General features: G+C 28.5%; 17 protein-coding genes. All 17 read right to left on the bottom strand.

Translation table 11 applies throughout. The features are described from left to right. Positions 1–179: 179 nt before the first annotated feature. On the bottom strand, positions 180–596 hold the full coding sequence (locus tag I6H46_RS02015) for a hypothetical protein (RefSeq protein WP_019118709.1): 417 nt from the start codon (positions 594–596) through the stop codon (positions 180–182). Positions 597–605: 9 nt separating this feature from the next. Continuing rightward, the gene (locus tag I6H46_RS02020) at positions 606–809 is read right to left on the bottom strand and encodes a helix-turn-helix transcriptional regulator (RefSeq protein WP_019118710.1); all 204 of its coding nucleotides are present in this window, start codon (positions 807–809) and stop codon (positions 606–608) included. Between the two features lie 349 nt (positions 810–1158). Next, positions 1159–2313: an iron-containing alcohol dehydrogenase gene (locus tag I6H46_RS02025; RefSeq protein ID WP_019118711.1), complete on the bottom strand. Its 1155-nt coding sequence runs from the start codon at positions 2311–2313 to the stop codon at positions 1159–1161. A gap of 502 nt (positions 2314–2815) precedes the next feature. Next, on the bottom strand, positions 2816–3100 hold the full coding sequence (locus I6H46_RS02030; RefSeq protein ID WP_004839456.1) for a hypothetical protein: 285 nt from the start codon (positions 3098–3100) through the stop codon (positions 2816–2818). Beyond that, positions 3101–4393, bottom strand: a complete 1293-nt coding sequence (locus tag I6H46_RS02035; protein WP_019118712.1) for an FAD-dependent oxidoreductase — start codon at positions 4391–4393, stop codon at positions 3101–3103. A gap of 20 nt (positions 4394–4413) precedes the next feature. Beyond that, on the bottom strand, positions 4414–5097 hold the full coding sequence (locus I6H46_RS02040; protein WP_019118713.1) for a ubiquinone/menaquinone biosynthesis methyltransferase: 684 nt from the start codon (positions 5095–5097) through the stop codon (positions 4414–4416). A gap of 1 nt (position 5098) precedes the next feature. Then, positions 5099–6019, bottom strand: coding sequence for a prenyltransferase (locus I6H46_RS02045; RefSeq protein ID WP_019118714.1), 921 nt, complete (start codon positions 6017–6019; stop codon positions 5099–5101). Next, entirely contained in the window at positions 6019–7020 is a 1002-nt protein-coding gene (locus I6H46_RS02050; protein WP_019118715.1) for a polyprenyl synthetase family protein, read from the bottom strand. The genes I6H46_RS02045 and I6H46_RS02050 overlap by 1 nt, the downstream gene beginning before the upstream one ends. A gap of 2 nt (positions 7021–7022) precedes the next feature. Then, a complete protein-coding gene (gene ldhH / locus I6H46_RS02055; RefSeq protein WP_200226044.1) occupies positions 7023–9182 on the bottom strand; it encodes an L-lactate dehydrogenase (quinone) large subunit LdhH in 2160 nt (719 codons plus the stop codon). A gap of 26 nt (positions 9183–9208) precedes the next feature. Further along, positions 9209–9760: a LutC/YkgG family protein gene (locus I6H46_RS02060; protein ID WP_019118717.1), complete on the bottom strand. Its 552-nt coding sequence runs from the start codon at positions 9758–9760 to the stop codon at positions 9209–9211. A 32-nt stretch (positions 9761–9792) separates the two neighbouring features. Then, the gene (locus I6H46_RS02065; RefSeq protein ID WP_019118718.1) at positions 9793–10956 is read right to left on the bottom strand and encodes an ArsA family ATPase; all 1164 of its coding nucleotides are present in this window, start codon (positions 10954–10956) and stop codon (positions 9793–9795) included. Beyond that, entirely contained in the window at positions 10953–12128 is a 1176-nt protein-coding gene (locus I6H46_RS02070) for an ArsA family ATPase (protein ID WP_019118719.1), read from the bottom strand. Before I6H46_RS02070 ends, I6H46_RS02065 begins: the two co-directional genes overlap by 4 nt. Positions 12129–12151: 23 nt before the next feature. Next, positions 12152–12895 (bottom strand): LrgB family protein, encoded by a 744-nt coding sequence (locus I6H46_RS02075; RefSeq protein ID WP_019118720.1) that lies wholly within the window; start codon positions 12893–12895, stop codon positions 12152–12154. 1 nt (position 12896) lies between these two features. After that, complete coding sequence (locus I6H46_RS02080) at positions 12897–13244, bottom strand: CidA/LrgA family protein (protein WP_019118721.1); 348 nt, start codon at positions 13242–13244, stop codon at positions 12897–12899. 848 nt (positions 13245–14092) lie between these two features. Next, on the bottom strand, positions 14093–14545 hold the full coding sequence (locus tag I6H46_RS02085; protein ID WP_200226046.1) for a peptidase M23: 453 nt from the start codon (positions 14543–14545) through the stop codon (positions 14093–14095). A 45-nt stretch (positions 14546–14590) separates the two neighbouring features. Then, a complete protein-coding gene (locus tag I6H46_RS02090; RefSeq protein WP_019118723.1) occupies positions 14591–15253 on the bottom strand; it encodes a CpsD/CapB family tyrosine-protein kinase in 663 nt (220 codons plus the stop codon). Between the two features lies 1 nt (position 15254). Beyond that, positions 15255–15812 carry a YveK family protein gene (locus I6H46_RS02095; RefSeq protein WP_234287389.1) on the bottom strand — a complete coding sequence of 186 codons (558 nt, stop codon included), beginning with the start codon at positions 15810–15812 and terminating at the stop codon, positions 15255–15257. Positions 15813–15887: the final 75 nt, after the last annotated feature.

A 15887-nucleotide genomic window follows, 5' to 3' on the forward strand; every position in this document is an offset into this window, starting at 1 on the left:
TTCTTTTTATACTCCACGCTTCCACTAAGTAGAAAGCCAACTTTGGACAAAGAATTTTGTAATTTCAAAAAAATTATCCCAAATTTTTCCTACTGTAAATCCTATAAGTCCTATTTACTTAAAATTAATTATACAATATTGCTTGATTTTTTCAAATTTTTCAAAAAAATATCAAAAATTTATAATCTATGCCAAGATTTTTCCATTAAATTTTCAAAATTTTTCCTATTATCAACAGCCATTTTCCCATCAAAATCAATCTCATAAGAAATATTTTTATCCAAATGAGAAAAATTTATAAAAGCTTTTCTAGATTCTTCAACGATTTCAAAAACTTCAATTTCATCCCAAGGCATAAGAATAAAATCGCCTTTTGTAGAATTTGAAATTTCCTTTTCATAAATCCCCTTTTCATTAAAATGCAAAAGAAAAGTCCTTGAAGAATCTACTGTGTTATACAAATTACTAACAAATAATTTCAAAAATCCCTTGCCAGTTGAATTATGTTTAATAGCAAATAAATACGAATCAGTATTTTTGAATTTTTCATATATTTTTTCCCTAAATTCATTCACATCATTAAATAAAAATCCCATTTTCTCTCCTTATTTAAAAATAAAAACCTCTTTGATGTCCTTATCCAAAACCTTGCAAATTTTGTAGGCAGTTTCAAGACTTGGACTAATAGTATTATTTTCATAAGCCATAATCGACCTTCTTTTAAGCCCAACAAGCTTTGCCAATTTGTGCTGAGAAAGATTTTTCTCTTTCCTAAATTCTCTAATCCTATTTTCAATCTCAACTTCCATATCAAAATCCTCGGTTACATTTTTAGTACATTTTTTGTTACATTTATAGTACCATAATAATAAATTTTTGTAAAATTAAAAAAATATAATTTTAATAAATAAAAATTTTAATTTCATTGATAAAGTAAAATAAAAATCCAAAAAAACAAAAGAGATCTCTCCACGCACTCCACTTCGTTTCGTTTGGTTGAGAGATCTCTTCTATTAATTTTATCCAATTATTTACCAAATCCTTTAGAAAAAAATTCCCAGCTCAAAATAAAAAAAAATAAAAACAGGAACTCTCGCTCCTGTTTTTTGCTAATCGATTTATATTTTTTAGTAATTATTTTTTAAGGATTTATTTAACTTAAAAATCTATTTTTTTGCCGTAATATGCAGCCTCATAGATTTTCTTAATATCTTCTGGAGATGTTTCTCTTGGATTTGTAAGTGTACAAGCATCTTTGAATGCATTTTCACTCATTTTATCCAAAACTTCTAAGAATTTATCTTCTTCAATTACAGTGTTTTTGCCATCTTTTATATTTGCAGTAAGTCCTACAGAAGCATTTAATTTTCTGATTTCTTCTGCAATATCATCAATTCCTAGGATTTTTTCTAATTCATCATATCTATCTGTTGATTTTCTATTGTAATCAATGATGTATGGAAGCATAATTGCATTTGCTTCTCCGTGTGTTAAGTGGAAAATTCCTCCGATTTTGTGAGCCATTGAGTGAACTATTCCAAGTGATGCATTTGAAAATGCCATTCCTGCAAGTGTTGATGCGTCGTGCATTTTTTCTCTTGCATCTATATCTTCGCCATTGTCATAAGCTTTTTTAAGATTTCCAAAAACAAGCTCAATTGCTCTGATTGCAAGTGGAGATGTATAATCATCTGCTGCTGTTGAAACGAAAGCTTCAACTGCGTGAGTCATAACGTCCATTCCTGTTTGAGCTGTGATTAATGGTGGCATTTTGCTTGCAATAACTGGATCACAAATTGCTACATCTGGAACAAAATCAGGATGAACCAATGGATATTTGATTTCTTTTTCTGTATCAGTAATTACAGAAAATGCTGTAATTTCTGAAGCAGTTCCTGATGTTGATGGAATACAAGCCATTTTTGCCTTTGTTCTAAGTGGTGGGTTATCAAAAGCTGCTAATTTTTCAAAACTATATCCAGGATGTTCATAGAAAATCCACATAGCTTTTGCAGCATCCATTGCAGAACCTCCACCAATTGGAATAATCCAATCAGGGCCAAATTCTTCCATTTTTTTGCCGCCTTCAAGACAAGTTTTTACAGAAGGATCAGGTTCAACACCATCAAGAATCATAACTTCCATACCAGCTTCTTCCAAATATTTTTTAGCTTGATCCAAAAATCCAAATTTTTTCATAGAATGTCCACCAGTAACAAGAACAGCTTTCTTGCCCTCTAAATTTTTTAAATATTCAAGACTGTCCACACCGTGAACAATAGTTCTAGGAACTTGAAATGTTGTAATAGTCATAATTTTCTCCTTATAAATTTTCTTTGTTAATCTTTTATCACTATCATTATATGAGATCGTCCCTAAATGTCAACATTATTTTTATCTAACATATAATTTTCGTTATATAAATAACATTATTAAAATTTATCAGAATTTATTATTTAATGTAATTAATTTTTTCGAATTATTATCTACTAATTAATACAATTTGGTTTAATCAATTTAATTTTTATTTAAAAAACTATTTACTTTTTATTTTGCAAAATATTTTTCTAGCCTAAGCAATTTTTCATCAAAATGATTTTTTAATTATCTTGTCTAGTATCTTTTATCTTTTGGAATTTTTCTTTTTTATGTATTCTTTTATAAATTTAATAAAAAATACCCTCCTTACTGGTTTGTCCAGTAAAGAGGGTACATATCAGATTTTTTTACAATGCTGTTTTTTATTTTTAGTCTTATATCGAATTTTATGATTAGTGGATTAATTATTTTCTAATTTTTTCTTATTTTCTTATCTTTAGCCTTGTCTAAAAGTTACTCCTACTTCTCCTTGTGGATGTTTCCAATCTTTTACAATTTTTCCATGTGATAGGATTCTACAGGTTCCACATTCTAGGCATCCAAGGTGACTGAAACCAAAAACTCCATCTACATAGGTGTAGCAACCTGCTGGACATGCCATTAAAAGTTTATTTATTTCTTCTTCATCTTTGTAGTCTGTATCTACATCGATGTGTGAATTATGCTCATCTGTATGGTATATATCAAGACCTAATTTATCTTCTATGCTCATTCTTTTCATTTATAGTGCCTCCATTACTGCGGAAATAAAGTTTGATAATTGTGTTGCGCTCATTCTACTTGCAAGGTCGTTTACTGTTCCCATTATAAATCCTTTGGAATCTTCGCCATTTACTTTGAAAGCTCTTTCTGCTACATCGTTAATAATTTCTGGGAAGTCTTTAAAAATTTCTCTTCTGCTTAATATTGTTGGGAATGCCTTGAAAGTATTTAAATCTTTCATTATGAAGCTGTCTTCTAAAAGTTTTTTATAAATTGATAAGCTTTCTTTACTGAAATCTTCTTTTTCTTTGCTAGCTATTATTGATAGTGCTGCAAGTCTACCACTTTCAATTGCAAAATCCATTCCTCTTACTGTATAGCCTAGGTTTACGCAAAAACCTGCTGCATCTCCTACTACAAGGAAACCATCTCCATATAATTCTGGAATCATATGAATGCCTTCTTCTGGAACAAGATGTGCTGAATATTCTATTGTTTTTCCACCTTTTATAAATGGCGCTACATTATCGTGTTCTTTGAATCTTTCTAACAAATCGTTTATTTTTGTATTTGCATAACCTATATCTGATAATGTTGCAACTACTCCGATAGATATGGAATCTTTATTTGTATAAATAAAGCCTCCACCAAATCCTCCCATAGTTGGATCGCCACATGAAAGCCAGCTCATACCTTCATCGCTTTCTAGATTAAATCTTTCATTGATTATTTCTTCTGATAATTCAATAACTTCTTTAGCTCCAACTGCTACTTGATGAGGTTCTAGTTCTTTTTTTATTCCTAATTGTTGAGAAAGTAATGAGTTTACTCCATCAGCTATTATTACTACATCAGCAAATACTTCTTCTCCTGTAGCATCAATACCTACTACTTTTCCATCTTCTACAAGTAATTTTTCTACTAAAACTCCACTTATTATTGAAACTCCTGCTTCTTCTGCTTTATCTGCTAGGTATTGGTCAAACTTACTATGTAATACTACATAGGATGAATCTTTATCTTTGCCAAGAGCTTTTGATGAAAATCCTATATCAAAAGATGATTTTTCACTCATCATTGATATTTTTTCTTTTACTACTTTTCTTTCTATAGGAGCTTCTTCGGCAAAATTTGGTATTATTTTTTCTAAACTATGACCATATAACCTGCCTCCTGTCACATTTTTTGCTCCACAATAGTCTCCTCTTTCAACCAACATAACTTCTAAATCATTTTCTGCTAAAACTATAGCTGCAGATAATCCTGCAACACCGCCTCCTACAATTATAACATCAAATTTATCTTCACTCATTGTTTCCCCCATGTGTTGAATTATAATTTTTGCCCTTTGATCATTACGCAAGCTCCAAAGAGCATTTTTTTTACTTCAATATTCTCAACTCCAAATCTTTCACAGATTTTTATTATTTCATTTGGACTGATAAAATTCTTCGTTGATTCATATAGCCACATATAATCTTTATATCTTCTAATACCTCCACCAAGGACTGGCATTAGATATTTAAAAAATAATTTATAAAATGGTTTTATAATTTTATTTTCTACTGGAAAGGAATCTAATATATATATTCCTTTTTTTCCTACTCTAACCATTTCGTTTATTACTTTTTCATAATCATCTGTATTTCTTAAACCAAAAGATATCGTTACATAATCAAATTTTGAATTTTCGTATGGAATATTTTTTGCATCTGCCTTTAATAAAGTTATGTTATTTATTTTTTTTGATTTTTCTTTTGATATCCTAAGCATATTTTCTGAAAAATCTACACCAACAACTTTTGCATCACTCTTTTTAGCTATTTCTATTGCTATATCTCCTGTTCCGCAGCAAACATCCAATACTTTTTCATCATTTTTGATATTTTTCAAAATATCCTTTACTAATGTTTCTTTCCAACTTTTTTGTAATCCTAGGCTTATCCTATCATTAGCCTTGTCATAATATGGCGAAATTTTTTGAAATATTTCATAAACTTTTTTGCTTTTCTCCATATTATTCTCCTATTAAACTTATGACTATTATTACTAAATAACTGAAATTTAATAAAATATTTGTAAGTCCTATATCCATCATTTGCCTAACTCTATCTTGGGGAAGTAGGCTTGCTGTAAAAATTCTAAATATAAATTTTCTTTTTAGAAAGAATATGATTAAATCTATGATTAAAGCTTTATACCCTCCAAAATAAAGGACTAGATAGGATTGTGATATAAACCACACTATAATTAATATTTTATATAAAATTCTAATATTTTTCCTACCCATAACAACAGCAAGTGTATTTCTATTTGCTTTTTTATCTTTCTCTATGTCACTTGAATTGTTACTCATCATAATTAATGAAATCCCTATTATAAAAGGCATTGCATATCCCATAATTGTAAAATCAATTTTTTCTGAAATCACGCTAAATACACCGATAGGTATTAATCCTCCCATTACTATTCCACTAAATACTTCTCCTACTGGAAGATATGAAATAGGGAAAGGTCCCATTGAATAATTTAAAACCGTTATTACTCCAATTATCCCTATGATGATACTTTTATAATTTATACTTTCTAAAGTTAAAAGTCCAAACACAATTCCAATTGCTAGAAAAAATAGCCCTAAATTTCTAACGCTTTCTGGTCTAATACAATTATAGAACATAATATTATCAGATTCTTTTAAGTTATCTTCCTTACTATCTACTCCATTTATGAAATCACTATAATCATTTATAGTATTTACGGATGATTGTAGGAAAACACACGATAAAACCAACCCCAAAGACCTTAATAAACTTATGGAATATCCTGATTTTATCAGCATCAAAATCCCAAAAATCGAAGGAATAATAGATGCTACAAATGATTTTGGATTTGCAAAATTAATTATGTTTTTTAATGTCATCTTTTGATAAGTTTTCATTAGTTCTTCTCTATCTTATCTAAAATCTTATATAAGTAATCAGATTCTCTAATTGGAAGACTTGCTAGTATCAACCTATTTTTATCGGCAAACTCCTTGATTTTTTTTGAGCTTAAAATACAAGCTTTTGATTCTATGAGTAATTGCCTTAATGTAAGTAATTCGTCATAATTAAGACTTACTTCTTTGTTTTTATTAAGCAGCTTATATATTTCATCTCCATACTTGTCATCATTCATGCTGGATAATAAAGGATATGTGTATACTCCTTCTTTTACATCAACAAACTCTCCTTTTCCTGTTTCATCTTTACTTGAGAATAAATCTAAAATGTCATCTCTCAATTGAAACATCAAGCCTAAGTTTTTTCCAAATTCAACCATTTTATTAATATCAATTTGATTGAATCCAGCATTTTTCGCTCCAAAATAACAAACTGTTTTAAAAAATGAAGCAGTTTTTCCGCAAATATTTTCAAAATATTCTTTTTCACTAATATCTAGTCTGTATTTTATTAAATTTTGACCAACTTCGCCATTGCACATATCTCTAATAGTGTCAGATATTATAGAAATTTCTTCGACAAGTCCTTTTTTTGCCAAGTAACTAAATACTTTAGATATCATATAGTCGCCTGCAAATACGGCTACATCTTTGCCATATTTTGATTGGATTGACCTATGTGATCTTCTAATTAGCGAATCGTCTATTATATCATCATGAATAAGTGATGCAAGATGAGTTATTTCTACTGCAGCGCATTGACTAATTATTTTATCTGAAATTTGGTTTTCTCCCATCAGGCTTATATAAATCAAAAGCTTTGTTCTAATCATCTTTCCGCTAGAAATCAAAGTATTCTCAATAATATTATAGAGCTTTTGGCTTTGCTTGTAATCTCCTAAGATTTCTCTCATTTCTACAAGTGTTTTATCAATTAAATAATCTATAATAGTTTGCTTTGATTCTTTTGCTAAACATTCACTTATTGCAAAATTCATTTTTAGATTAATCCTCTCTTTTCAGATATTATTTCTGAAGTGTGTTTTACCTTAATATCAAGACCTTCTGCTTCAAGTCCTCCTCTAATTTGCATCATACAACCTGGACAATCCACAGCAACCACATCTGCTCCAGAATTTTTGATATTTTCTATTTTGTTTTTTAATATTTTTGATGAAATATCTGGATATAAAACATTATAAGAGCCTGCAAATCCACAGCAGTTATCGCTATCTTCCATCTCAACAAATTCTACGCCTTCTGTATTTTTAAGTAAATCTCTAGGTTCTTCATAAACTCCCAAAGTTCTCTTTAAATGGCATGAATCATGGTAAGTAACTTTTACTTCTTTTCCATCTCCTGCATTTACTTTGTCATCTTTTTCATGGAATAATTTACAAAAATCTACGCATTTTTCTCCCAAAACTTTTGCTCTTTCATACATTTCACTTCCTTGTTCAAAGAAATCTTTGTAAGATTGAAGTTGATGAGTACATGATGGACAAGCAAGAAGAATATAATCGTATTTCTCTGCATCCATGGCTTTTATATTTATTTCTGCTTCTTTTCTAGCATTTTCGACATCACCCATATTACTTGCAGGACAACCACAACAAGCTTGACCTAGAGGAAACTCTACTTTGTATCCTATTGAGTTCATGATTTTAATCAAAGATTTAGCTGTATCAACATATACAAAATCAAGTAAACAACCAGCAAATAAAGCCACTGTTCCTTTTTGATTTTCTACATTTTGTTCAATTTCATCAAAAATATCTCTAAGCGGAACTTTTGCTATTGATGGTAAAACTTTTCCTCCAGTCATTCCTGATACGAAATCTGGAAGATGTCTAATCATTGTGTCGCCCTTAGTAAATGGCTCTTGAGCAATAGATGCAATTCTTAATAATGAATGGAAAAGTTTCCTATCTGTTACTGCATCTAATGCAAATTTCTTTATTGGATCTGGATTTTCCTTAACGTGTTCTTCTCTAACTTTCATTATCATTTCAGCTATTGGAAGTCCACCACCACAAACTTCATTACATCTGCCACATTGTAGACATACACTTTCTATTTCATTTGCTCTATCTTTATCAATTAAGAAGTGAGTTAAAAGCGTTCCTATTCCTCCAGTATAAACATTGGAACCGTATACGTGTCCTCCTACTAAAGCAAAGGCTGGACATACATCAAGACAAGCTCCACATCTAATACAGTTAAATATTTCTCTATAACCCTCTTGAGCCAATATTTCTCTTCTGCCTGGATCATCTATAATCAAACAATAGAATCCTTTTTCTTCTTTTGTATCACTTTCTTTGTCAGTAGTTACTTCACAAGCACCTGTATACAATGATAAGTAAGCTGTAATTCTTTGAGCAGTACCATTACGAGGGAGAGCTTTAAAAATCCATCTAGCATCAGAAATTGAATTTACAAATTTTTCTATTCCAAATATATACAAATGATTTTTTGGAAGAGTTCCTACCATTCTACCATTACCTTCATTTGTCATTGTAAATACTGTTCCAGTTTCAGCAACGGCAACATTTGCTCCTGAAACTCCTAAATCTGCATTTTTAAACTTATCTCTCATAACTCTTCTTGAAGTTTTTACTTCTTCAGATATTATAGGTTCGTGTTTAGTTTTAGTGTATTCTGAAAAATAGTCTGCAACTTGTTCCTTATTTAAATGCAAGGCTGGCATAACCATATGTACTGGGCTATTTCCTTCAAGTGAAATAATAAATTCTCCCAAATCAGTTTCTTGGCAATCTACACCATTATCTTTTAGTATCTTATTAAAATGAATTTCTTCAGAACACATTGATTTAGATTTTACGGCTGTTTTTATGTCTTTTTCTTTTAAAAAGTTTTCAACCCATTTTGAAGCTTCTTCTTTGCTTTTTACTACAACAACGTGTCCTCCTCTTGCCTCGCAATTCTTTTTGAATTCACTTATCATTTCATCAACATGCTCGGCAGCAAATGTTTTTACTCTTTTTATAGCTTGTTGAGTTTCTTTAAAATCAATTCCTTGATAAGAATTTAGTCTTCTTTTTGGATAAGTCTTACAAAAATTTCCGAGGGTTCTACCTAAAGTTGCATTGTCTAACGCATCTTTTATCTCTTCTTTTAAACTAATATTATCAACCATATTAATCTCCTCTTATAATCTTAAACCTATAGATCTGTAACTATCACTATACTCATTTGCAAAGGACCATGAACACCAACTGTACTTACGCACTCTATATCCGCTGTCCTTGAAGGGCCTGTTATAAAACCTACATATTTTGGGAAAGGTTTTAATTCGGATAGTTTGTCAAACATATCATCATAACTTTCCACAATTGTTGAGCCTTTAACTATTCCTATATAATAATCTGGCATAATAGCCATAAGCCTAGCATCTACTTCATCACTTGCTTGTACAACAGAACCAAGCTCAGCCACGCCATAAGCAACTTCTGTTATTCCGCCTTTAGCTGTTTCGCTGTTTAGTCTAATATGATTAGTATAAACTGTAATATCATTTTTTCTAAAAGCTTCAACTACTCCTGCTTCTTTTGCAAGCTCTGTTTCCAACATACAAGTTGATTCTATTCCATTGTCCTTGTAAATATTTACAAGTGTCTCTGCTAAATCATTCTTACTTATTTTATAACAAGTACCATTAACACTTTCTAAATTTTTTGCAAAAGTGTCAAATAATTCTATTTTATTTTCTATCATTTACGACCTCTCATTTTTATTTTTTACATATTCTAGTCATAGTCCATTACAACTCTAAGCTTGTTATCTTGCAAAGAAAATGAGCTTATTTTCCTTGAAGATATATTATCTGCCAACTTAAATCTTCTTTTATAATTTAAGTAAGAAACTTCTAAATCATTTCCTATTTTTCTAACTTCTACCTCCTCTTCTTTAGCATATTTCAAATCTATTACAATAATCTTACTAGCTTTTTCTTCTATGATATAAAACGCTTTATCATTAACGAAAATATCTTCTAGTTTAAGATTTTTAAATATCTTATCATGCAACTTATTTAAGGCTTTTAACCCGATAACTTCATAATCTTGTAAGTGAATCTTAAAAACTTTTTTTTCTTTGAAAAATTCTTCTATTTTTATAATATTTGTTTTATCTTCATCTAATAGATTTCCATAAGAAGATTGTTGAATTTCTTCTGGATATATCATATTAATAAATACGCAATCCGATAAAAATCCATACATATTTATAAGGCTATAAGATCTAAAAGTTTCATTTGCTATAACTTTATTTGCTTTGCTTATAAATCTGATTGTTGTTATATTTGGATTTTGTAATATACGTTCAAGTTCGTATAATTTTTTTGATAAACTTATAAACTCATCAAATACTATATCTTTTGGCTTTTTAACGTCTGTTCTTTTTTCAATAAAGCTTCCAAAAATACTATTAAACTTCTTAACTAATGGTACTAATGAATCCGACAAATTATTAAACTTTTCTCCAGTCGATAGCAGGGATATTGTTTCACCACTGGGCCCACAATCAACAATCAAAATATCAAACTTTCCTTCTTTATAAATTTCTAAAATTTTAAGTAGAGAAAATACATCATCAAATCCAGGAAGAAGTGACAACTCATCTAGCTGTATTTCTGTTGTTACACTTTCTTTTACAAGCTCTCTCATATAAGAGCTTATATTTCCCCACGCTTTTTTACTTTCTTTGATGGGATTAATCTCAAGTCCGTAAAGATTATTTGCTATCTGCTTGGGACTATCATTTAATTTTTCTTCAAACAAATCACTTAAACTATGAGCAAGATCACTACTTATAACTAAAGTTTTATATCTTTTGGAAATATTTATAGCTGTTAGCGCTGAAATTGTAGTTTTTCCAACTCCACCCTTGCCAGTATTTATAATAATTCTCATATCTTATCCTGTTTTACTTTTAAATATATATAAAGCTCATCGTTATTGCGGACACATTTGTGAATATAAGAATCAAACAAAATATTGGGCAAGCTAATAATTCTTTTCATATCATCCACTCTAATATTTATATCTGTCCCTTTTTTATAGACATCATAATCATGAATTTTTGAAATATTTATCCTCAATATATATCCATCATCGATTTTTTCATAACTATAACTTTCACAAATAGGTTTTATATCTAAAATTGAATCTTTAAAAGATAATTCCTCTGCAAATTTTTCTATATCCTCTAGATTTATTAAATCTTTTTTCATCAATTTTATTTTATAGACTGGCATATTATAAAAACAATCTTCAATCTCTTTTAAATGCTTTGACTGTATTTCTATTCTCTTTCTTACAAAATCACTCTTATCGTCATCAAAAAGTCTATTGACAAAAAATCCATCTACATTATAATCAAAAAGATTTAGGTAAGATAAATCTCTTTTACTTTCTTCTAAAACCATCTTCTCAGCCAATCCAACTAATCTAACCGTTGAAATCCTACTATCTTTTAAAATCCCCTCTAATTTTATAAGCCTTTTATAAATAATTTCAATTTCATCCAAAGATTGATTATCTGGCAAGTTGATTTTATATTTGTATTTAGATACAGGCCTTAAAGTTCTAATTATTCCCTTACCTATTCCAAAAAATTTCTCCAAATACCACGAAAGCATTTCTGGTATTTTTAGATAAGCAAATGTAGATGCTGATGCTGGACAGTCCACTATTATATTTTCAAAATCAAACTTTTCATATATATCCAATATTTTTAGCAATGACAATATATTAGCAATAAATGGCATATCAACACTTGAATTATAAGATACTTTTGAAAAATCTATTTTTCTAAACCTATCTGCAAGACCAGCCTTTATATCAGGAAATCTTTCCTCTAAAATTTTTGAGCTATCAATTTCAACAACAGACAAATTCTCACAGACTTTAGTAATCTCTCCGCCTATTTTTATTCCATAAACATCTGATAAACTATGAGCTTGGTCTATACTGATTAAAATTGTATTTATATTTTTTTTTGCAGAAATAATAGCAGTAGCGCTTGATATAGTAGACTTGCCAACACCGCCTTTTCCTGTGTACATAAAAATTTTTTTATTCATTTAATTTCAAAATTCAAAAAAATCTAAATTATAAAAAGCATTACAAAAAGTGGCATCAAAATAACTGTACAAATACCAGCTATAGCAATAGATAATCCACTCATAGCTCCTTCAACTTCTCCCATTTCTATAGCTTTTGATGTTCCCATTGCGTGGCTTGCCGTACCGATACCAATACCAATAGCTACAGAATCTTTTACTCTCATGATTTTCATAACTGTAGGTGCAAATATAGCTCCAACAGTTCCTCTAAGTATAACTGTTATTGCAGTAATTGCTGCATAAGTCTTAATGGTCACTTCATCTGCCCCAAATTTACCGATATATTCCTCAGTCAACGATTTTGCAATAGGAGTAGTTACTGATTGAGGCATCATTGACAAAGTCAAATTCTTATCAAATTTAAAAATCTTTGATAGGAAATAAGCAGACAAAATAGCAACAATAGACCCTACTATTACCCCTATTAAAATAGGAACAAGATTTGCCTTTAATCTATCTATATTTCTATACAAACTTACAACTAAAGCAACAGTAATTGGTGCTATCATAAATGATATGTACTTTCCACCCTTATTAAAATTATCATAACTAATACCAGTAATTTTCAAAAAAGCTATACAAAATATTATAGCAAGCAATAACGGATTAAAAAACGCTATTTTAGTTTTTTTACTAACCATCATTCCTATTCTAAACATAACTATGCTCAAAACAATTCCAAAAAAATCATTATCAGCTATATAAGTATTCAAAAATTCGCTCATATTACTTCCTCACTTTTTGTACTATTTCTACAATTTTAGCAGTTACTGCCATAGTTATTAAGCAAGATATAGTCATAACCACAAGTATTTGTATTGCATTATCTTTAATTACATCAAATTGCACCATAAGACCAACACCAAGAGGAGTAAAAGTAAAAGCTAGAATAGAAGTTAGAAAATCTGATGTTTCTCCAACATCCTCAACCTTTACAATCTTAAATAGCAAAGCAACAAACAAAAAAATCATACCAAAAACTGGTTCAGGTATTGGTAGCCCAGTTAATTTCTTAGCTACAAAGCCTAGTAGCAAGAAAAAAATCAAATAACAAAATTCTTTAACATATTTCATAAAATCTCCTAAAAATACATTTTTCTTTTAAAAGCCCTATAAACTCTAAGCACAAATATATAAACTAAATATATATTTTTTTACTACCAAATATCTTTTTAAACTCCCACTTCCTTCCATAAACAACAGCTAAAACTATTGTTTAATATAAAAAAATAGCTTATGTGTAATTTGTCGCAAAAATATTAAAATTATAGGATCCATATAATTTCACAGCAACAAAAATAAAATTAAAAAAATCCAAACTCTTGATATCGATTTCTTGAGTATTTAACCAATATTAAACTGTTTGGGTTTATAATAAATAATAATATAAATTAAGGACAAGAAAAATAATCAAATAAAAATATACTTATCAAAATTAATAAACAAAACGTGTAAAATACTAACATTAATCAATAAAAAATTTTATATGTAGTAGTAATGCTAAATTTATATTAAATTATTTTCTATCCAGAAATATGTTTTTTTAAATTATATCATAATTTTTTAAAAAAGAAAATGTTTTTTCTAATTTCAATACCGATTTATTTTGTAAAATAATTATAAAAAAATATAACAAGTAATTACAATATTTCTCATCAATAAAACAAGAAAATTATTAGTCAAATACAAACGCCAAGTTGTTTCATTCAACATTGCATAGACACTTTTGATATATTATTTCACAATTTAAAAATATTACATTAATCATTTTAAAATTTTAATACAAAATATTGAGCATTAAAATTTAAAATTATATCATAAATTCAAAACACTTTAAAAATTAATAAATTAATCAAAAAAATACCCCCTTGTAGATTCAATCTACAAAGAGAGTATTTATAAATCTTAATTTAAAACACTATTTACTTCTCATTTTTCAAAACATTTCTTCTAACATAACCAATATTTCCATCTAAAGAAATTTTAGACCATTTTTTGCCATCAACTTTTACATTTTTGATTAAATTTACCTTTGAATTCTTTGGAATTTTTTCTATAATATTATCTTCATCTTCAAAGGGTTCTTTTCTAAAATCAGTTTTTGATGATATTACAAATTCTTTTCCCATTCCTAAATTGCTATCTTCTTTTTCTTTTATATCTTCAGTACTTGATATCTCATTTGCACTTTTTTTAATCAATTTCGTTAATTTTTCAAGGTCCTCATCTTCATCATCTGAATAATCATAAGAAAAATTACTATCAAATATTGTATCTACATCTACATTTTTACTTTGATAATTTTCTTTTTCTTCTTTACATGAACTCAAACTAATCAGAAGAACAAGAAGACATATAATTTTTTTGATTTTCATCTTTTCCTCCAAAGTTTCTAATAGCTGTTTTTCTATAAATAAAAACTATTTATTAAGATAGCTCTTATATAGATTTTTATCTACCTGCGCATGGGTCATCAATAAGCCTATTATATTTGCATCAACTTCTTGTAAATTTTTAATTGCCTTGTCAAGGTCTTCTTTTTTTGTATCATTGTATTTTACTGCCACAATAATACCATCACAATAAGTTGAAATTATTGAGCCATCTGCCAATAAATCAACCGGAGGTACATTTATAAATATATAATCAAATTCTTTTGATAAATTTTCTATCAATTCTTTTATTTTTTTTGAATCTAGTATTTGAGTTGGATTTGTTGGTCTTTGACCTGCCAATAAAATAAATAAATTTTCTTCTGTTTTATCTTTTAACAGTAAATTTTCAACAGCAATTTCACCATTAAAATAATCTGTAAGCCCAAAATTTTTATCAGCTTTTATAATATTTCCTAATTTTGGCATTCTCAAATCAAAATCTAAAATAGCAACTTTTAGACAATCTTTGGCAAAAGTTTTAGCAAGATCATATAAAATTTCAATATTTTCCTCATTAGGCTTTGAAGAGGTCATGCCAATAACCTTGCATTTACTATAATTCTTGTTATATTTTATAGCAGTTTTTATAGAATATATAGACTCATCATATAAAGATGAATTATTTAAATATCCATTATTTTCTATCATCTTATTCTCCTTTTGCCTTATCTGGAACTATTCCTATCAAAGGAATCTCATAATATTCTTTTATTTCATCAGCACTTTTGATTCTTGTATTAGTTAGTTCTTTTACTAATAATATTAAAGTTCCTATTAGAAATCCTAACACAAATCCTATTGCACCATTTTTCTTTGAATTTTGATTTATATTCTTTTTAGGCAGTCTAGCTTTATCTACGATTATAACTCTGTTTTTATTAAGTTTTCCTATCGCACTTTTTAGTTCTATAGCTGTTTGGTTTGCAATATCCGTAGCTCTTTTTGGTATAGTATCTTTAACCACTATGTTAATCATTCTAGTGTTAGATATCGGCTCAACTGTAACTTTATTAGTAAATTCCTCGTAAGACATCTCTAACCCTAATTTATTTTTTACTTTTGATACCAATAAATTAGATTTTGAAAGATTTGCATAAGTAGCATTAATACTATCATTCGATGATTTTTCTGTCATTATAATCGTTGATGTTTCATAAGTAGGAACTGCTGAAACTTTACTTATTGTGAAAAATCCTGCTCCTAACACTATGGCTACAGATAAATTATATGTATATTACATATAAAAGTTTTCAAAACTCTTATTATGTCTAACTCATTATCA

Source organism: Anaerococcus obesiensis (genome assembly GCF_016599815.1).
GTDB lineage: Bacteria > Bacillota > Clostridia > Tissierellales > Peptoniphilaceae > Anaerococcus > Anaerococcus vaginalis.